Origin of the sequence: Laspinema sp. D2d, assembly GCF_025370755.1 — a bacterium.
Classification (GTDB): Bacteria; Cyanobacteriota; Cyanobacteriia; order Cyanobacteriales; family Laspinemataceae; genus Laspinema.
The window spans coordinates 73,401-91,305 of sequence record NZ_JAMXFC010000007.1; the positions used below are offsets into that span (position 1 = coordinate 73,401).

General features: G+C 46.8%; 17 protein-coding genes. 8 read left to right on the forward strand and 9 right to left on the reverse strand.

Translation table 11 applies throughout. From position 1 onward, the window contains the following. Positions 1 to 1,388 precede the first annotated feature (1,388 nt). The 3 genes from NG796_RS07060 to cobT all read left to right on the forward strand — a co-directional run bounded on the left by NG796_RS07060 (position 1,389) and on the right by cobT (position 4,270). The gene (locus NG796_RS07060) at positions 1,389 to 2,096 is read left to right on the forward strand and encodes a Crp/Fnr family transcriptional regulator (RefSeq protein WP_261205196.1); all 708 of its coding nucleotides are present in this window, start codon (positions 1,389 to 1,391) and stop codon (positions 2,094 to 2,096) included. 131 nt (positions 2,097 to 2,227) lie between these two features. Then, complete coding sequence (locus tag NG796_RS07065; protein ID WP_261205197.1) at positions 2,228 to 3,025, forward strand: DUF2232 domain-containing protein; 798 nt, start codon at positions 2,228 to 2,230, stop codon at positions 3,023 to 3,025. A 105-nt stretch (positions 3,026 to 3,130) separates the two neighbouring features. After that, a complete protein-coding gene (gene cobT / locus NG796_RS07070) occupies positions 3,131 to 4,270 on the forward strand; it encodes a nicotinate mononucleotide-dependent phosphoribosyltransferase CobT (protein ID WP_261205198.1) in 1,140 nt (379 codons plus the stop codon). Positions 4,271 to 4,291: 21 nt separating this feature from the next. Here the strand turns inward: cobT and NG796_RS07075 are convergent, their stop codons facing one another. Continuing rightward, on the reverse strand, positions 4,292 to 4,699 hold the full coding sequence (locus tag NG796_RS07075; RefSeq protein ID WP_261205199.1) for a hypothetical protein: 408 nt from the start codon (positions 4,697 to 4,699) through the stop codon (positions 4,292 to 4,294). Between the two features lie 301 nt (positions 4,700 to 5,000). On the opposite strand from NG796_RS07075, the gene NG796_RS07080 reads away from it, so the two are divergent. Then, positions 5,001 to 5,183 (forward strand): hypothetical protein, encoded by a 183-nt coding sequence (locus NG796_RS07080; RefSeq protein WP_261205200.1) that lies wholly within the window; start codon positions 5,001 to 5,003, stop codon positions 5,181 to 5,183. A gap of 150 nt (positions 5,184 to 5,333) precedes the next feature. Next, positions 5,334 to 6,497: an extracellular solute-binding protein gene (locus tag NG796_RS07085; protein WP_261205201.1), complete on the forward strand. Its 1,164-nt coding sequence runs from the start codon at positions 5,334 to 5,336 to the stop codon at positions 6,495 to 6,497. Positions 6,498 to 6,517: 20 nt separating this feature from the next. On the opposite strand, the gene NG796_RS07090 is transcribed toward NG796_RS07085, so the two are convergent. The 3 genes from NG796_RS07090 to NG796_RS07100 all read right to left on the reverse strand — a co-directional run bounded on the left by NG796_RS07090 (position 6,518) and on the right by NG796_RS07100 (position 9,126). Further along, positions 6,518 to 7,168, reverse strand: coding sequence for a hypothetical protein (locus tag NG796_RS07090; protein WP_261205202.1), 651 nt, complete (start codon positions 7,166 to 7,168; stop codon positions 6,518 to 6,520). 142 nt (positions 7,169 to 7,310) lie between these two features. Further along, a complete protein-coding gene (locus NG796_RS07095; protein WP_261205203.1) occupies positions 7,311 to 8,474 on the reverse strand; it encodes an aldo/keto reductase in 1,164 nt (387 codons plus the stop codon). A 133-nt stretch (positions 8,475 to 8,607) separates the two neighbouring features. Beyond that, positions 8,608 to 9,126, reverse strand: coding sequence for a bifunctional nuclease family protein (locus tag NG796_RS07100; protein WP_261205204.1), 519 nt, complete (start codon positions 9,124 to 9,126; stop codon positions 8,608 to 8,610). Between the two features lie 321 nt (positions 9,127 to 9,447). Between NG796_RS07100 and NG796_RS07105 the strand changes: the two genes are divergently transcribed. Then, entirely contained in the window at positions 9,448 to 10,167 is a 720-nt protein-coding gene (locus NG796_RS07105) for a riboflavin synthase (protein ID WP_261205205.1), read from the forward strand. A 349-nt stretch (positions 10,168 to 10,516) separates the two neighbouring features. Here NG796_RS07105 and NG796_RS07110 read toward each other — a convergent pair whose 3' ends face one another. Together NG796_RS07110 and NG796_RS07115 are read right to left on the reverse strand one after the other, a co-directional pair. After that, the gene (locus NG796_RS07110; RefSeq protein ID WP_261205206.1) at positions 10,517 to 12,193 is read right to left on the reverse strand and encodes a M23 family metallopeptidase; all 1,677 of its coding nucleotides are present in this window, start codon (positions 12,191 to 12,193) and stop codon (positions 10,517 to 10,519) included. A gap of 79 nt (positions 12,194 to 12,272) precedes the next feature. After that, a complete protein-coding gene (locus NG796_RS07115) occupies positions 12,273 to 13,136 on the reverse strand; it encodes a biotin--[acetyl-CoA-carboxylase] ligase (protein ID WP_261205207.1) in 864 nt (287 codons plus the stop codon). Between the two features lie 187 nt (positions 13,137 to 13,323). On the opposite strand from NG796_RS07115, the gene pgeF reads away from it, so the two are divergent. After that, positions 13,324 to 14,112: a peptidoglycan editing factor PgeF gene (pgeF, locus tag NG796_RS07120; protein WP_261205208.1), complete on the forward strand. Its 789-nt coding sequence runs from the start codon at positions 13,324 to 13,326 to the stop codon at positions 14,110 to 14,112. Between the two features lie 490 nt (positions 14,113 to 14,602). Here pgeF and NG796_RS07125 read toward each other — a convergent pair whose 3' ends face one another. From NG796_RS07125 to NG796_RS07135, 3 genes are all read right to left on the reverse strand, one after another. Further along, positions 14,603 to 14,860 carry a hypothetical protein gene (locus NG796_RS07125; RefSeq protein WP_261205209.1) on the reverse strand — a complete coding sequence of 86 codons (258 nt, stop codon included), beginning with the start codon at positions 14,858 to 14,860 and terminating at the stop codon, positions 14,603 to 14,605. Positions 14,861 to 15,058: 198 nt separating this feature from the next. Then, a complete protein-coding gene (locus NG796_RS07130) occupies positions 15,059 to 15,961 on the reverse strand; it encodes a hypothetical protein (RefSeq protein WP_261205210.1) in 903 nt (300 codons plus the stop codon). A gap of 4 nt (positions 15,962 to 15,965) precedes the next feature. Then, on the reverse strand, positions 15,966 to 16,298 hold the full coding sequence (locus NG796_RS07135; RefSeq protein ID WP_261205211.1) for a hypothetical protein: 333 nt from the start codon (positions 16,296 to 16,298) through the stop codon (positions 15,966 to 15,968). A gap of 207 nt (positions 16,299 to 16,505) precedes the next feature. Between NG796_RS07135 and NG796_RS07140 the strand changes: the two genes are divergently transcribed. Continuing rightward, positions 16,506 to 17,885 carry an NB-ARC domain-containing protein gene (locus NG796_RS07140; RefSeq protein WP_261205212.1) on the forward strand — a complete coding sequence of 460 codons (1,380 nt, stop codon included), beginning with the start codon at positions 16,506 to 16,508 and terminating at the stop codon, positions 17,883 to 17,885. Positions 17,886 to 17,905 lie beyond the last annotated feature (20 nt).

Genomic DNA, 17,905 nt, shown 5'->3' on the forward strand with positions numbered 1-17,905 from the left:
TGATTCATTTTCCGACGATTCCAATGGATATACCTCGAATCTGGGCTAGGGCGATTGATTAGGGTTATTGCTACTACAGCCCGCCGGGGTACAGTTTGAGATCCCCGGGACAAAAAACCAGGTTTTTGGCCCAGATTTAGGTGCTTTCAAAAGCCAATAGTTTGTCACCAACCGGGTGGGGTTTCCTCAGATTGTACGGACATCCTCAAACAAGAAAACGATTAGGCTTGATTGCCAACGGTTGCCGTTGAATGGATTGGTTTGTGGAGGCTTTACGGACAACTGCCCTAGGGTAGGAGTTAGCCGATGGCAGATTCGGGATGGGAGGATAACTTAATTCTGGATAGAAGCCCGAAGAAACAGTCAAAAACACTGTTCCAGATTCCTGCCACCTTTTATCAGAATGCCCTAACCTCATTTTATTATAAATACCTGACTAAACCGGACCTAGGGAAGGGCTAACCTTAGCAGGATTCACGGTTAAAACCACTTTTCTCAGAAAAGGGTCAGGGCTTGAGCAAAAATAGGGATAGAGAAACCCGGTTTTTGGGTTGGGGTGGGTCAGTCCTGAAAGCGAGGGAGGGTAAAACGCAGACCCCCCAGGGATATTGTCAAGGGTCTGTGGGGTCAGCCTCGCGAATAGGTTATTATGGCTAAGTGTTTTCTGGGATTTTATTAAAAAACGATGTTTCTAGTCGAGTCTGGCTCAATGGGTATCTGGGGACCTTAAAACCAGGGTTCTTAAATTTGGGATGCCTACCTTCGTCATTTCTGAGTCAGGGAGGCGGGTGGGAGATAAAACTGTGCCGAATCACCCTAGGAAAGGGCTTAAAATTCCTGTGGTGCAGGCCCCCAATCCAGATATAGTTAAAGTAGTGAGTACACTAATCGGAAGAGACCCGGCGATCGCCCTCTTAATTTTCCAGTTCTGAACCCCGATGGTCCTTTGAGGACCCAACCTGACCCGGTACAAGGACTTCAGGAATCAGACCCTTGTCCAAGCCAGTGAGCCAGAGGCGATAAATTAGGGGAAGAAAACATCTGGTCTACTCTCTGTGCAACATCGGTGCAATATCGGTGGCGGTTTCTCCCAGGGTGCCGCATGATTTCAGCAGGAAAAGGCACGGGTTCTCCTCCCTTGTCCATTGACAACAACAGCCAACCCCTAAACTTCTAAACTCCTAAAAGTACAAATTGGTTTATGTTTTTATGTTGTCTCTAAATATTGTTTCGGACAGTATCCAGTCGATGCCAACTGTCTGGGCTATCTGTAGCAAGTCCCTAAAAGAGTCCCTAAAAGAATGTAATCGGTCATCTCTTGGTTCAATACAACCCGATTTATGAAAAACATCGATTTACCCCTGGCGCGTTTATAAGAGGATGGCCTAATGGATGAAAGATTTACCTCTCGCGATTCTGTACCCAACGTTGAAGAATTAATTCGCGCAACGCCGTTTTTTAATGGATTACCGGAGTCAGTTGTAGAACGGGCAACGGCGCATATTGTGAGCCGAACCCATCCCCCCAATCAAGTCATTTTGTTGGAAAATGACTGGGGAAGTTCTGTTTATTTTTTATTAGAGGGATGGGTTAAAATTCGCACCTATAACCTTGATGGCAAGGAAGTCACTCTCAATATTTTAGGATCCGGTGAAATCTTTGGCGAAATGGCTGCCTTGGATGAAGTGCCGAGATCGACTGATGTGATTACCCTCGCCCCTACGACGATTGGCAATCTCCCCGCCCAGGATTTTGTGCAGTTAATTCATACTGAACCTTTAGCTGGAATTCGGTTAGCCCAGCTCATGGCACGACGCCTACGCCAAGTCAACCGTCGATTACGGTTGCGAGAATCCGATAGTACCTCTCGGGTGGCAGATATTATCTTATTTTTAGCTGAGGGACAAGGAAAAGAATCTCCTGAAGGGATCGAAATTCCTAATTTACCCCATCGGGAATTAAGTAGTCTGAGTGGATTGGCTCGTGAAACGGTCACTCGCGTATTAAGTAAACTAGAGAAGAAGGGTTTGATTAAGCGCGATCGCGAGATCCTCTGTATCCCAGATGTCAATGCTCTGGAACGGCTCATGGTTTAGGACCCTGAAGCGCGATCGCCTTGGACTTTCCAAAGGGGCGATCGCCCTCTTGACCCCATGCCCCAGACCCAAATACAACCGTTAACGCTTCACCCTAAATCGTTAACGGTTAACTGATTGGACACAATTTGATGGTTGATTTTTCAGACAGTAACCCGAATTCCTCTTCCCAGTCTCCGAATGCCGATCGCAATTCAGAACCCCTCGTTCCTCCCGATTCCTCTGCGGTCCCAGACTCCCTAAATGGGGATCTTCGAGAACCTTCCGCCCCTCCCAGCATTTCTGCTCCCTCCGTTGCCCTAGGCAGGCTCCCCAATAATGCCTTAATCCTGGTCGAAACCGCCTTTTTTGCCAGTACCGCCAGCTTGATTTGGCTGATCAATTATTACTTTCCCCTCGGTCCCGTGTTGCGGATTTTTTTTCCGGTCCCCATCGCCCTCGTTTACCTCCGGTGGGGGAATCGCGCTGCTTGGATGGGTGCGGTTGTCTCCGGTTTGTTACTCTCGGTACTCATGGGACCCACGCGCAGCATTCTCTTCGTGGTCCCGTTTGGTCTTCTGGGGGTTTTGCTTGGTTGTCTCTGGAAGCGTCGCGCCAGTTGGGAAGTTGCGATCTTTTTGGGTTCTCTCCTCGGGGCTTTTGGCTTCTTCTTTCGCCTGTGGCTGTTAGGAATTCTCGTCGGAGAAGACCTTTGGGTGTATTTAACGATTCAAATGACCGAGATTGCGGACTGGCTCTTTCTGCGGATGGGATTGCTCGTTCAACCCAGTCTCTATGTCATTCAAGCCTTAGCCGCAATTTTAGTCTGGGTTCAGAATCTGATCTACCTATTTGCCGTACATTTAGCCGCCTCTCTCCTCCTAGAAAAGATTGGAAATCCCATTCCACCCCCACCACATTGGGTACAAGTTTTATTGGATGAAGAATAAGTCCACCCAACCCCACAGAGTCCCTCAAGGGTGGGGCTATCTTGAACCCCTACATTCCCAGTCCACCCCACCCCCATCCCTGAAGTCTTCCCCACTCAGCCTCTCGTGATCCGAATTTACACTCAGCTTGAACAGGGACAACAGTGGCTCGATCGCTATCGCGGACAGCAACCCCACTTTGCCTGCATTCTCGGCTTTACTGAAACCGGGTTAATTCCGGGGATTTCCGCTGCCGGTGCGACGCCGCGCGATCGCCAATATACTGCGATCGCCGATGCGGAATTTCTCTACTCCGGTCCCCGTCCCCATCCCCAATATCCCCTCCCGCCTCTCCAAGCTGGAGCCTCGCCGGTCCTGATTTCTCGTGCAGTCTTAGAAGCCCAAAACATCCCCCTGACGGTCTTTAATGCCGGTTTACCCCATCCCCCAGCAATCCCAGCAGTAGACCTAGGAGGGACTCCCGCACGCTGTCTGAGTACCGGCGAAGCTTTGGAACTGGCAACGGTTCAACAGTTATTTGAAGCGGGACTCTATTGGGGCCAAAAACTCGCTCAGGAGCATCCAGAGGGCTATCTAATTTTGGGGGAATGTGTTGTTGGGGGGACCACAACCGCTCTCTCGGTATTGATGGATTTAGGGATTGATGCAAACGGCAAGGTCAACAGTTCTCATCCCCTGTGTAATCATCAGCAAAAGTTGGCCTTGGTACAGGCGGGTTTGGCAGAGGCGCACCGAAATCGGAGCCCTTTTAAATCGGTTGGTACGGAAATTACGGGTTCTGAATTAGACCCTTTGAGGACGATCGCAGCGGTGGGAGACCCTATGCAAGCGGTAGCCGCAGGCATGGCGATCGCCGCCAGTCGTCTCTGTGGTGTCCTGTTGGCGGGTGGCACGCAAATGCTGGCGGTTTATGCTTTAATTCGGGCGGTGGCCTCTTATCATGCTCTCCCCTGGAATAACGATCGCATCGTGGTTGGCACTACCCGCTGGGTTACTGAAGACCCAACTGGGGACACAGTAGGACTCGCTCAAGCGGTTGGCCCTATCCCTTTATTAGCAACTCAACTCAGTTTTACCGATTCTCGTTATCCTCAACTCTGTGCTTATGAGCGCGGATTCGTCAAAGAAGGGGTGGGTGCTGGAGGTTGTGCGATCGCTGCACATCTTTACCAAAACTGGAATCAATCTCAACTCTTACAAGCCATTGAAGCGCTCACCATGCGGTATGCTCGCCTGAGTCTTTAACCGTTCGCCTCTCGTTGCGCTCTATGAATGCACTCTTCTAGCCATCAGCTGTTCTTCTAACTCCGCTATCCGTTGGTAGGCAGCCGTTAATTGGGTGGTCAATCGCCGGATTTGAATTTCGGGAGTTAATTCTGAGTCAATATTATTTTGAATGGGTTTCTCGGGTTCATGGCAGTCATTTTTCTCCTTGAGTACATCTTTATGTTCTAACTCTTCCGACTCTTCTAAGTTGTTTGAGAGCAAATTCCCGATCGCATAAGCATACCGCTTTCTCAGGAGGGCTTCGGGGGACTCGCTGGGTGGGGGGGGAACGTTCAAACTCTGCGGTCCCAAACACAGGGAGATTTTTCTATTAAGCTGTTCGATGGTTTGATATAAGTCATCAACTTTATGGTTTAAGACATACACTTGGTGCTGTAAGGATTCCATATTTAGACCCCTATTTTTAGGGCTGCTTTGTTCTCTTCAATCTTAGATAAGGTTTGACCCAACCTTGGAATTCTTTTTAGATTATTTAAGGTTTAAAGATATTTCCCTCAAAACCGGATGAAAATTTAGCTTTTGTTACCCCAGTCTCATTTCACCCTGTCCCTTGAAAATGCCCCATCGAGTTCGGGGGTCACCCTAGGACTAAGGGCAGTTTTATGGTTAATCGCTCTCCCGTTGAGAATCCATCCCGGGTTGAATGGCCCTCCCAAGGAGTCAAGATATATTAAGAAAAGTAACAAAATTGACAACAACTTTCCAGGTCCGATTGATAAGGTTTGAAGGCATCCCCGGAGGTGGTAAAACCGTGATGACTTCGCTCAACCTAGCCCAATTGACAGCCCAATTGACGGAGAAATCCCTGATTGCCGATTTTTTCCAAAAATCCGAGGGCCGGTGGCATTTAGAAAAACGTATCGAGGAATAGGATTTGACCGCTAAAATAGGAAAGCATCGGGAAACGAGAAGGGTTTAATTTCTAACCCTTAGACCCGATGATAGTCACCCAGTTTTCCCAGGGACTGCTGTGATTAAACAAAATTCTATTATTAAGCGCGTGAATCGAAGATCTTTTTTAATGAGCCTCAGTAGCCTCGCCCTTGCTCAAGTATTAAGCGGATGTGGGACTGTTGATCGCCAAACTCTCAAAATTCGGCTGTTGAAAAGTTCCATTCCCGCCCAAGCAATGGGGGAATTCCGCAAGCAACTGGACAACCGGGCGGTTTTAAACTTTTCCCCGGCGGCGCAGTTAGACGAGTTGTTTGGACTCCTGCAACAGTGGAAAAAACCCCCCTCTAACACCTCGGGTCCCCGATGGAATCTGCCGGGGAGGAATCGGGATGCTGAATCCTCAAAGGTGGCGGATTTGGTGACGTTAGGAAATTACTGGTTAGAACGGGCGATCGCCCAAGAACTGATTCTCCCCCTGGACCCCACCACTCTGGACCAATGGGACAACCTTCCCTCCCAATGGCAAACCTTGGTCCGACGAAATGCTGAAGGAAAACTAGACCCTAAAGGTCAGGTTTGGGGCGCACCCTATCGCTGGGGAACCACGGTGATCGCCTATCGGGCGGATAAATTTAGAAATTTAGACTGGACCCCCCAAGATTGGGGTGATTTGTGGCGTCCGGAACTGCGCGATCGCCTCTCGTTACTGGACAGTCCCCGGGAAGTGATTGGGTTAACCCTTAAAACCCTGGGTCATTCCTACAATCGCGATCGCCTTGAGGATCTCCCCGAACTCAAAGATAAACTCCTCGCCCTCCATCAGCAAGCTAGACTCTATAGTTCCGATGCCTATCTGCAACCTTTAGTCCTTGGGGATACTTGGGTTGCGGTAGGATGGTCTACCGATATCCTGGCAACCATGCAGCGCAATCCTAAAATCCGCGCTGTGGTTCCTCCCTCGGGAACAGCGTTATGGTCAGAATTGTGGGTGCGTCCGGCAGGACCCAATCCAGTTAACACAGAAACCCCACCCCCTGTCTCATCCTTAGCGAGACAATGGATTAATTTTTGCTGGAACCCAGAAATGGCAGTTCAGCTTTCCCAATTGAGTAAAGCTGCTTCTCCCCTGTTGTTGAATCGGGACCGAGGAGAGTTACCCATTGCCTTACAAACCGATGGAATACTTTTACCCTCTGCCGAGGCGATCGCCAATAGCGAATTCATCGAACCCCTCACCCCAGAAATTGCGGAAACTTATGAGGCCCTCTGGCGGGAAATTCGGCTGAGTTAAGGATTTAGATAGCCCGATTTTTAGGGCGTTGGGCTATCTAATCCTTGGGAATCGAGCCACAAATTGCAGGCGATCGGTTCCGAGGTACAGGTATAACTTCCTAACAGTCTTTGTTGTCGGGTAAATACTCGAATGTTGTACCCATAATCCCTCGCGACTTGCCCGAAATGATTCAATAACTCATAGCGTTGCAGGTAATCCAATAAACTCCAGCTTTGACGATTGACAATCAGATCCACCGTGCCTATCTCTGCTCCATTCTGGGGGTAGGCTAACCAGTTTTCTACCAGTCTATAACCAAACTGTTCGTTCACCCACCATAAAGAAGGAACCGTCACTCCAGTTTGAGAAATTGTGTAATTTGTAGTGATATTAAATTCGGCTGGATCGATTTCTGGGGGGATGGTTAGGAACTGTAATGGGGGTTTTTCCGGAGGCATCTGTTGGAGTTCTAAAACTGGAGGTTTGCGATCGTCCGGGGGTACCATGTCCTCTACTGCTTCTAATGCCGGGGTAGCTGTTTGAGTTAACCCAACCCTCGCCCAAAATGGAAATAACCCCAGTAGGAGAAAAGAGAGGTAAAAACCTGCACCCTCCCAGGTTAAGAGAGACAACAGACTAGAGACAACTGGATTTTGTATTAGATGATTTTTAGCGCGTTCTGAAGTCATAATTTTAATTTTAAATCGCTGCTATTCTGACGAAACAGTAACAGTTAGAAACCGGATTTATTCCTAAAATTTAGGATGTTTTTTAGACAGTTTTAGCGATAAATCCGGTTTCTGGTTCTCCGGTTTAACGATTTCCATAGGATTACCCCCATAACCGCCGACCGGATTTACCCTTGAGGCGATCCTGTGTATCTTCTAAAAGTGCTGGGATATTCAGTTGTTCGGGACATCGGGGTAAACAATCTCCACAGTTAGTACAGCGATTTCCTTTCATACCGGGAAACCAATGTCCGGCATTTTCAAACATGGAATATCGGTATTGACCATAGTCGGTCATTTCATAGGCAACGGCGAGATTTCTTAATCGTAAAATTTCGGGAATATTAATGGTTTCTGGACAAGGTAAACAGGCATAACATTGACTACATTGGTCTGAACCTAAAACCTGGGTGGCATGGGTTTCTAGGCGGTTGATAGTGTCTTGGGGGATGGGGATAGCGGTGCTGTCGTTTTGGTTTATGGGGTTCTGGAGAAGGGACAGGCGATCGAGGAGGGTAAGTTCTTCGGGGTTGGCTGCACCAAAACTTAAGGTGGTAATGCGCGGGTCACTTAACAAGAACTGATAGTTAAATTCGAGGGGGGTTAAGGGATGACAAAGTTGGGAGAGTTGTTCCGGTGGGGTATGGAGTTTTCCCCCTTTGTCTGCGGGGGAAATAATAAAAATGCCTAAATCTTTTTGATGAGCTAAGGCAACTGCCTCCGCATTCCGTTGGAAAAAATAGTAATAATGCAGATTGATAAATTCAAATAAATCGGTGTTAATAGTGGCTAAAATTAAGTCTAAGCTGCCATGAGTCGAAAATCCGAGATGTCGAACTCGGCGATCGCGTAAGGCTTGGTTAATCCCTTGCATTCCCCCTTGGGCATCTAACACCCATTCTAAATGTTGTCGGGTATTGATTCCATGAAGGGTTAACCCATCCAAATAATCCACCTGGAGGCGTTCTAATGATTCATCAATGCACCGTTCCACTTCTTCTGCATTCCCTGTAGGTGGAAGTTTAGTGGTGATGTACAATTGTTCTCGCTGAATTGGAGAGTTTCCCTGCAACAATTCCATCAGGGCGATTCCGAGGTATTCTTCACTGTCGCCATAACCCCGGGCGGTTTCAAGATGATTGATTCCCCGTTTCACTGCTGCTTGTACCGTGGCGATCGCATTTTCCGGGGACGCTAAATATCGCATTGTTCCCAGGGAAAAAATAGACAGAAATAGATTGGTTTTTCCAAATCGGCGGTAATCCACGATTTACCTTTTTTCCTTAGTTTTCGTTTCGGGGAGGAAGGCCGGGAATTGCGAAATTAGAATGCACAGATCCTCGGGTTGCTCTTGATTCTGAATTCTTGATTCCCCTTGCTTCCGTATCCCCTGAAACGCTCTACGATTCTTGAACTTCTCCACTACCCGAACCAAATTCCTTACGCTGAATGAAATCTTCCGGGCTAATATTAGAAACAAAATCACGGAACGCTTGCCGTTCTGCTTCATCCGCTTCTCGATCCACGGGAATCGAAGCATCCGCTACGACTTCTTCCATTACCCAAATTGGGCTGTTGGTCCGCAGTGCTAAGGCGATCGCATCCGAAGGACGGGCATCAATCTCCTTGACTACTTCTCCATGACGAAGCTTCAGGACTGCATAGAAGGTATTGTCTTGTAAAGTATGAATAATAATCCGGTCTAAACTGATCTCATATTCTTCTAGGATATTCACCATGAGATCGTGAGTTAAAGGCCTAGGCGGTTTTTGGCTTTCCAGGGCGCTAATAATTGACCTAGCTTGGTCTTGGCCTATATAGATCGGCAGAGCTCGTCGATCTCCGGCGTCTCTGAGCAGCACTATGGGACTCCTTGTTGCTGCATCCAATGCAATTCCAGCGACTTTCATCTCAATCATGGGCTCGGCCTCTTTAGAACACGCTATGGGGGATAATGAACTCGACACCTCTGAAGCAAGTCTCGTTCTCCTGTTTTAGGCAGGTCCATGCTTCACTATAACGTTAAGGCAAAACGGTTAGGTTCAACCAGAAGTGCAACCGGCAGGGTCCCTACTTCTGTTCGGCCACTATGCTTTTTTTAGCTTGACAAATTCCAGTATGCCTTCTTCTTTGGCCGCTGAGCTCCCTCTTTTGCCAGGAATTTAATAAAACATTGGACAGGAAATTGGTAAAAATGGTAACAACCTGTCGAGAATTTATGCAATTTCAAGGAAAAAGCTATGTTTACCGGATTAATTCAGGGATTAGGTACGATTGAGGCGATCGGGACAGAAAATCTCAAAATTTCCTGTCATTCCGGCGCTGAGTTGGTGCTCACGGATTTAGCATTAGGGGATAGCGTCGCTGTCGATGGGGTCTGTTTGACCGTCGTCGAGATTTTGCCCCGAGGTTTTGTGGCGATCGCCTCCCCAGAAACCCTCGATCGCACTACCCTCGGGACCGTTTCTCATACCTACGTCAATCTTGAAACCTCTCTGCGCGTGGGTAGCAAATTAGGCGGTCATTTTGTCACGGGTCATGTGGATGCGATCGGCTGTCTGCAACAGTCTATCCAAACCGCCAGTTCCTGGGAAATGACCTTTACTGCACCCCCCTCTTCCCAACTGCTATGGAAGCGCCAAATTGCCCCTTATCTCGTTCCAAAAGCAAGCATAGCGGTGAATGGCATCAGTCTAACTATTGCTGAGTGTGATGAACAAGGCACTTACTTTACCGCCGCCGTCATCCCCCACAGCTACGCTGAAACTAACTTACGCTATCTTCAACTCGGTCACTGGGTTAACCTAGAAGCCGATATCTTAGGCAAATATGTCGGTAAATTCATCCGTTCGAGTTTCGGTTCTTCTCTATCAGATATTCCCTCTGATGCAGTCCCGTCCTCCCTGTCCAGTTTTGACCAGATTTCTCCCTCTTTTTTGGCAGAACATGGCTACCTCTAAATTAATTTTTTAGTTCCCCTTCACCCCGGCGCATTTTTTTTCCTTGCAGGGGTTGCTTTTGGTTCTAAGGTTTGATATATTATGTTATAATAGAAATATAATCAAAAATTTTATTTTAGTCAAGCTTCCCATTATTACATAATACGGCATCGGGTGCAATAACACAAGCCCTGATGCCTATTATTTTTTAGCCGCCGCTATAAACAATTGTTAAGCTAAACCGGGCGATTAATTGGTAGTAACAACTTCAGTCATTAATAGGAGTTTTAGGAAAAATCAACCCAGGTGCTAATGGGGCGATCGCCTTTAAATGCCGAACGACTGAAGTTGTTACTAGAAAACCAGAAGGTTACTCCGTTGCCGGGATACTAACCTCTAAAGTGACGGGAACCGGAGGTAGGGGGACTGGGGGTGGTGTGGGAACATCCAATAAGGTGGTAGAAGCTGTTTCCAGATTCACAGGAGAATTCAAGAATGCCAGGGGGGGAGGGGGTGCTGGCATCTCTAACGAGGGGAGAGTTGTGAGGGTTGATTTATCCGAGGCAAGAGTGGCAAGTTGGGGGGCCGTCTCTAAGGACCGAATGACTTGGGCTAAAGCATACTCCATTTGAGTCCCAGGATCCATTGCCATCCAGCCTTCCGGAGTTAACTCACGCATTTCAAAATGGAGGTGAGGTCCGGTGGAGTTGCCGGTACTGCCCACTTCTCCAATAACTTGACCCTGTTCCACCACTTCTCCCGGTTGGACAAAGATACTGGAAAGGTGAGCATAGAGGGTTTCCAGGGTGGAATTCTGGTGTTGGAGAACCACGGTTTGACCATAGCCTCCCATCCAATCGGCGATGGATACCGTGCCGCTATAGGCAGCCACCACAGGAGTTCCCGTTGGTGCCCCTAAGTCAATGCCGGAGTGAAAACGGCTACCCCCAAAAATGGGATGGTTCCGCCAGCCAAATAAGGAGGTAATTTCCGCCGGAATTGCCAGGGGGAAGATCATGCTGGTGTTGCCGTTCCCCTGACGACCCGAGGACCGTCCGAGGCGTTTCCAGTCAAAGTTTCGCGCAGCGGTTTTGGTGCGATAGTGGATGCCATCAATGTCAGCCTGAACGGACTCTTCCGGGTAGGCATTGCCGGTCCTAAGTGGAACTTGAGGCAGTGCGGCGTAGGACAGTTCAGGTTCGGCATAGTAACCGGATTCCGGTTGTGCCGAGGAAGCGCCTACTGGGGCTGCGATCGCCGGGGATTCCAGGGGTTGTAAGGCGGGGCTATAGAGATTTGCTTGCTGGGCTTGCTGAATGGATGCTGGAACGGGCAGCCGGTCCTCGGCATACCGATGTTGTTCACTCTCCTGAGAGGCTGCCTGGATGGGCTGTTCAACTTGCACCGCTTGTTCTACGACTTCCGGTGGCGGGGGTGCGGTGGCGGTGAAGGGGTCCGACTCTTCCGATGCCGGTGTAGCTACGGCAGCGGGGGAGTCATTGGGGGTAGGCAGACTATACTCCGTGGGATCGACATAAAGATTACTTTGGTGGATATTCTCCAGGGTGGGTTCAGCGGTGGCGGTTTCCGGGGTTGGGTAATCTTCCGGGGGGGCGATCGCCTCTCGTCTGTATCCTTCAATCGGATCCGGTTGCGCCATGAGGGTCTGATCGCCTGCGTCCGATTCAGGATACCACGGGGTCACCCCAGCAGTATCTAAGGGGTCGGGTGAGGCATCTTCCGCAAACCCAGGGTCAGCGGGGGTTTCCTCAACAACTCCTGCGGTAGGATAATCCGAACTTTTTAAGGGTTGTAAGAGTTCAGCCCGAGTGGAGACTTCCGGTTCCGACGGAAGCGATTCAACGGGCGGGGGAGCCATTTCAGCTTGACCAAAAGGGTCTGCTGCATCCGATGGAGTCTGCGCGTTAGCATCTGCGTCTCCACCGAGCAAACTGAGGGAGGGAATCAACGCGAGTCCCTGCAACAGGAGAGAAACCTGACAAATAATACTTAAAGGAGTGCGGGAAAATTGATATCGCTGGCTCATTTTAATTCGCTCTTCGCTATAGATTCCTAGAAGGATTAACGGTTTCAAAGCAGGGTTCTACACAGCAAACACCGCGCAGTTAGGCCCTGAGAATGGGATACCCCTGGTTAATTGTACCGGGCATCAACTCAATTTCTGTACTCGACGCACCGGGGAAAGGAGAGTTGGGATGCGATCGCGCCGATTCGTTGAGACGAATGCGCAATTCTCCGGTATTGCTGACCCCGAGGACAACCCCTGCGGAACCTTCTACCGTAAGGGTTTGACCGATGCCAAGCATCAGGTTTTGATAAGAGGGCAGCAAAGTCCCTACTCCTTTCTCATCAAACGTTTGATATCCGGAGGCGACTGCCCAGATAGTTAGGGCCGCCAACATTTCCAGAGAGGTGATCTCAGGATTAGGGCAGTCGCCTAGGAAGGTTTGGAGGTTAATCCCGGTTTCGGGGACTGGGTTGGACCAATTAATGCCCACTCCGACGACAGCTTTAGTAATTTGTCCCTGATGAATTTTGGTTTCGGTGAGGATGCCCCCCAATTTGTAGCCGTCAAGAATCAAATCATTAGGCCATTTTAGGCTGACTGGAATATTGTAGGCGCGGAAGGTTGTTGCCAGTCCCCAGGCGCTACAGAGGGTCAGCAGTAGTGCATCCCGAGCATTGAGGTTCGGGGTTAGGGCCAGGGAGAGATAAAGACCCCCCGGAGATGAGTCCCACTGGCGTCCCCGTTGTCCTTTTCCCGCCGTTTGACGAGTGGCGATAACCACCGTTCCTGGAGGGGCCCCGTCGGCAAGGAGGGTCCAGAGGGTTTCATTGGTGGAGGGTACTTGATCCAAGATGTGAATAGAAAAGTCAAGGGATGACGGAGACAAGGATGGGTGTGAGGCGAAACCCCCGTCAGTCATTCCAGAATTAAGGGTGTGCTGCGATCGCAGACACTGGAGCATACTTTCTAAACGATCTTGATTCAGGCCCACAGGAGCGGTTCGGATAAAGAGTCCGTGGTCTAAGGTAGCATAAAATGCGACTTCAGGCTGAAAATTTTTGGGATTTTTTCCAGTTGGGATTGTAGTCTGAGCCTGTCGCTCCTCCCCTGAATGATTCCTTGATTAATTATTTATCTTCAAACCAAAGATGCATACTTGGCGCTGGCGGAATTGGAACGGACTGCCCTATCTGACTTGTAGTTTACTGGAACCTTGGGCTCACGGCTTTTTTACTCAGCAATTTTGGCCGCGATCGCCCGAGGAGTTGGTGGAGGTGTTACAACCCACAGCATCGGTGTACCGCGTCAAACAGGTGCATGGGAATACGGTGTTGAGCACGGAAACTTTGACCCCCCAGGTTCGGCAAGAAGCGTTAGAAGAGGATGCGCCACCGAAACCCGAGGCGGATGGGTTAATGAGTGCAGGGTCCCAGGAAGCAATCTGGGTTTGTAGTGCAGATTGTTCGCCGGTATTGATTGGGGATATCCAAACCGGACAGGTGGCGGCGTTGCATTCGGGATGGCGAGGGACTGCGGCTAATATTGTGGCAGTGGCGATCTCTGACATGGTGAAGCAAGGGAGTCAGTTGGAGCAATTACGAGTGGCGATCGGGCCCGCCATCTCCGGCCCAGTGTATCAAGTCAACACCGAAGTTGCGCTCAAAACCTGTGCCAGTCTAGTTGATTTAGACAATTCTGAAGACATTTTAAAAACCCTTCAAGACTTCCCCAATTCTCCCATCTTACCCGATTCCGAACCCGGAAAATCCCGGTTAGATGTCCGACGAACCATTGAGTTACAGTTAGAGCAATTGGGCATAACTTCCGAGCAAGTTGCCATTTCCCCCCATTGCACCTATCAAGACCCCGAAAACTTCTTTTCCTACCGCCGAGACGGACTCAAAAAAGTCCAATGGTCAGGAATTGTTGCTCGGTAATTCAGTCACGGGGGCTGACTCTTTGTCTAAAATTGTTTGTTCTCCACCAAACTTTATAAAGAAGAGTTTTCTCCTAAATTACGCAGATTTAAAGAGATAAGCTTGTAGGGGCGAAACATCAAGTCGCCCCTATAAAGATAGGGGTCCGGTATCCTTCCTGTTGGATACTTTAATATGTCTTCAAGTCGTCGTCTTGATAACTATCAGGAGAGTTCGATGGTGTCGTTTGGGTGTAACCACAGGTGCGAAATCCCACAAAAAATGGGTTTATGCAGTTTATAAAATTTAAAACAAAAATTGATGAACCCAATAAAGCTAACGCAATTACTATTGAAATAAAGCTTTTAATAGCTTCTCTTAAATCGGCGAAAAAGTCTTTTTTCATTTTCTTGGCAATCAGTAATAAGTGTTTAAACTTTTCCCGTTATTGAACCCATGAAAATCGTCTTGATGAGGTTTGATGATATTGAGGACCTCAGTTGGTTATGGATTAGTCATAATCATTATCTGGATCGTACATCCAGCTAGAAGAATCATAATCATCCATTGGTGTATAGTTAGGGTTGGGTTCCCTGTAATCATCATCTGAAGCGTCATCTATATCTTCATAGTCTATCGAGCTGCTGAAACTGGACCTTTGGCTATAAGAATTTGTATTAGCAGATTGATTGACGGGTTGAGGCTGGAAGTTATCAGAATTAGACTCTTCTTTTGTCCATCCAAACAAATGACCGAAAAAATTAAACATAAGATTTTCTCCTAAAGGGAATTAGTTGATTTTATTTTTTTGCCCTGACAATCAATTTATGGGAATTCCATGTCTTGGTTCGCGATTTACATTATGGAGTCTCATAAATTAGATTTGATTAGGAAGCGATCGCCTTTTAGAAGATAGAGGGGCGATCGCTCATATCTTTAAATCAGGGCATACCTCGCCTTAAATCAGTTAATCTTCTTTTGAATTAAAACCTCGAATGCTAGGAACGTTGCGAGGAGTTCCCAGAATCTTCATTGAGGAGAAACCCTTAAAACTACCAGAACCCGGACTAAAGCCAGGAATAATTAGTTGACCACCTGATTGTGCTGTATAATGTTTACGGAATTCACTAATTGATCCAGTTGTCTTATTTTCAATTAGACAAAGCAGTGATAAACAAGGAAACCTATCTGCCCCTTTTGTATTAATGCGAAAGCGTTGAATTTCTTCTGTAAGAGGACGAAAAGTTTTTTCGATTAGCCCATTTAGGCTATTCCTTTCTTCCCCAGCATAGGTAACAACTTCAAAGGGTTTCCAAGCAGCCAGCGCACAAGCAGCATCGATAATTTCTAAACTGCTGTTAGTTCCCATATAAAGGACAACGCCATACTTCCTGAGCGTTCCAACTGCATCCCCATATTTGTTAATCAGGTAAGTGATTGCTATATCAAAGAATCCGGTGTTTATTAAACACATGGCTTCTCTAGCTAAGTCCTTATTTTTAACTACAGGTAAGTAGCTTTCAAAGTCATCGGTTTCAAAAGGAACTTTTAATGTAAAACCCGCCATTTTAAAGTCCATTGATGCTAAAGTTTTAGAGTTTTTTGAAGCGAGTTCATATACTGTTTGTGTAATTTTGTTAACACAATTTAGTAAAGTCTGAGCTTTTTCTCCTGCGTGGATTTGCCCCGTTTCTCCCAGCCACGCAAAAATTGCTTCTATGAGTGCAGGTGATCCCTGATTAAGAAATATTTCTACCAGCCTAGTATAATCCGGTTTAATTTTTAGCTCAATCTCCTGATTATTTTTGGAATCTGACGGACCCTTACCAAAATTCGGATCAAGCTTTTGACGACGTTTAGATTCTCCCATGTTTTTATCTCTTCTCTATAGCTCTTTTCATATCATTAATCACTTGTTCTACCGCATCCTCAAAACTTAGGTCTGATCGCCAATAATGACAGGCTAAAGATGCAGTTAGAAAAACTTCAACAAGCTGCGGATCAGTTGGAATTAAATTGAAAGCCAAGGTTGTTAACACCCTTTCTTTCAAATCGCTAAGTTCAGCAGGGGAAAGAAATATATATTCTGGTCGTCCAGAACGACCGATTTCAACTACTTTAATTTTCAGCTTTTGCCTATCATTAGAATCTGACGGACCCTGACCAAAATTCGGGTCAACCTGTTTACGCCGTTTAGCTTCTCCCATACAATGCAGTTTCTTATTGATTTCCTAGGCTTTAAATGTCATAAGTCTAGGATAGAACGATTAAAATATTCTGTATAGACGGAAAATATCTGATTTTATCGGAAATTTTTAGTAAATTTTTTGCTTAATATCGGAAAATGTTGGAAAATGTCTGATATAGTAATGTAAAAACTCTGACATTGACCAAGACGGATGAATCTTAAGGAAATGTTAAAACTCGCTGATGAACTGGTGTTCGCAAAGACGGGTCAACACCTCGATGACTTGCAAGAAGCCGTACTGCGGGGAACAATCCAAGGGGAGACTTATCAAAAAATCGCTGATGAGTCTCATTGTTCTGAAGGTCATGTTAGGGATGTGGGTTCTAAATTGTGGCAAATCCTATCAGAAATGTTAGGAGAAGATATTCATAAAGGGAATTATAGAGCCACAATGGAAAGGTTAGAAATTTCGATTTTTTCGGATAATTCTCATCGAGATTCTGTAAAGATTGGTAGTGTAAATTTTTGTAGGGAAAACAGGCATCCCTCGGATATGCCGCCCAGCAAAAATAATCTAAAAAATCCTGGCACTACAGGAACCGAAACCCTGCATGAAGACTTGAGCGAAATGCCAGATTTGCGGATTTGCTATGATCGCACCGATGAACTCAAAACCCTGAAAAAATGGGTGATTCAAGACAATTGTCGCCTCATCACCATTGAGGGTATTAGCGGGATTGGCAAAACTACCCTGGCAACAGAACTAATCCGCGAAATTAAAGATGAATTTGACTATGTAGTGTGGCGCAGTCTGGAAAAATGCCCCACCTTTGCTCAACTGGAGGAAAATTTGATTGATTTTTTTTCCGAACGGTCAAAAATTACATTAAGTAAAAAGAGGCATCAGCCTTTATCTTTGAGTAAATATCTACAAAAGCATCGGTGTTTAATCGTATTCGATGATATTCATAATTTATTTAGTTCGAGAAAATTTGCGGGAGAATATAAACCTGAAAACCAAGATTATGCTACTTTTTTTAAACAAATTGAGGAATTATCTCATCAAAGTTGCTTGTTACTCCTTGGGTGGGAACAACCGAGACAAGTTCCCCAGCACAATAACGAGTACCATCCTATTCATAGTCTCAAACTGCGGGGCTTAAACTATAAAACGTCACTAAAAATATTTAAGGATAGAGGGGTTGTCAGTTCAGAAATCAGTCAACCCTTGATTTCCCTGTACCAAGGTAATCCTTTATGGTTAAAAATATTGGCTACTTTGATGCAAGATTTGGATATCAGCCCTCGGGAGTTATTTTTGGAAAATACTATTTTATTACCCGAAGATTTGAAGGATAATTTAAGGCAACAATTTAAGCGGTTATCAAAAATTGAAATAGAGGTCATTTCCCGGTTAGCCCAAGAAGAAAACCCAGTCACTTTGGCTAGGTTGCTAGAAGATAATAATATTTCAGCGTCAGAGGTGCTGAATGCCCTGCAATCTTTAACCCGGCGGGGTTTAATTGAAAAAAACGAAAAATCTTATCTGTTACCCCCTATATTGCGGTATTACGCGATTTCTTCCATGACTCTTGACGGTGATTAAATGCATGATTTGGAGAATAA

What these genes read in the sequence shown, in the direction of transcription:
- NG796_RS07100 (WP_261205204.1), bottom strand. Translation starts at nt 9,126, where the DNA reads ATGATTGAGATGAAAGTCGCTGGAATTGCATTGGATGCAGCAACAAGG.
- NG796_RS07075 (WP_261205199.1), bottom strand. Translation starts at nt 4,699, where the DNA reads ATGGAATCCTTACAGCACCAAGTGTATGTCTTAAACCATAAAGTTGAT.
- NG796_RS07125 (WP_261205209.1), bottom strand. Translation starts at nt 14,860, where the DNA reads ATGTTTAATTTTTTCGGTCATTTGTTTGGATGGACAAAAGAAGAGTCT.
- NG796_RS07110 (WP_261205206.1), bottom strand. Translation starts at nt 12,193, where the DNA reads ATGAGCCAGCGATATCAATTTTCCCGCACTCCTTTAAGTATTATTTGT.
- NG796_RS07060 (WP_261205196.1), top strand. Translation starts at nt 1,389, where the DNA reads ATGGATGAAAGATTTACCTCTCGCGATTCTGTACCCAACGTTGAAGAA.
- NG796_RS07135 (WP_261205211.1), bottom strand. Translation starts at nt 16,298, where the DNA reads ATGGGAGAAGCTAAACGGCGTAAACAGGTTGACCCGAATTTTGGTCAG.
- NG796_RS07065 (WP_261205197.1), top strand. Translation starts at nt 2,228, where the DNA reads ATGGTTGATTTTTCAGACAGTAACCCGAATTCCTCTTCCCAGTCTCCG.
- NG796_RS07085 (WP_261205201.1), top strand. Translation starts at nt 5,334, where the DNA reads ATGAGCCTCAGTAGCCTCGCCCTTGCTCAAGTATTAAGCGGATGTGGG.
- NG796_RS07115 (WP_261205207.1), bottom strand. Translation starts at nt 13,136, where the DNA reads ATGCTCCAGTGTCTGCGATCGCAGCACACCCTTAATTCTGGAATGACT.
- NG796_RS07105 (WP_261205205.1), top strand. Translation starts at nt 9,448, where the DNA reads ATGTTTACCGGATTAATTCAGGGATTAGGTACGATTGAGGCGATCGGG.
- pgeF (WP_261205208.1), top strand. Translation starts at nt 13,324, where the DNA reads ATGCATACTTGGCGCTGGCGGAATTGGAACGGACTGCCCTATCTGACT.
- NG796_RS07090 (WP_261205202.1), bottom strand. Translation starts at nt 7,168, where the DNA reads ATGACTTCAGAACGCGCTAAAAATCATCTAATACAAAATCCAGTTGTC.
- NG796_RS07130 (WP_261205210.1), bottom strand. Translation starts at nt 15,961, where the DNA reads ATGGGAGAATCTAAACGTCGTCAAAAGCTTGATCCGAATTTTGGTAAG.
- NG796_RS07140 (WP_261205212.1), top strand. Translation starts at nt 16,506, where the DNA reads ATGTTAAAACTCGCTGATGAACTGGTGTTCGCAAAGACGGGTCAACAC.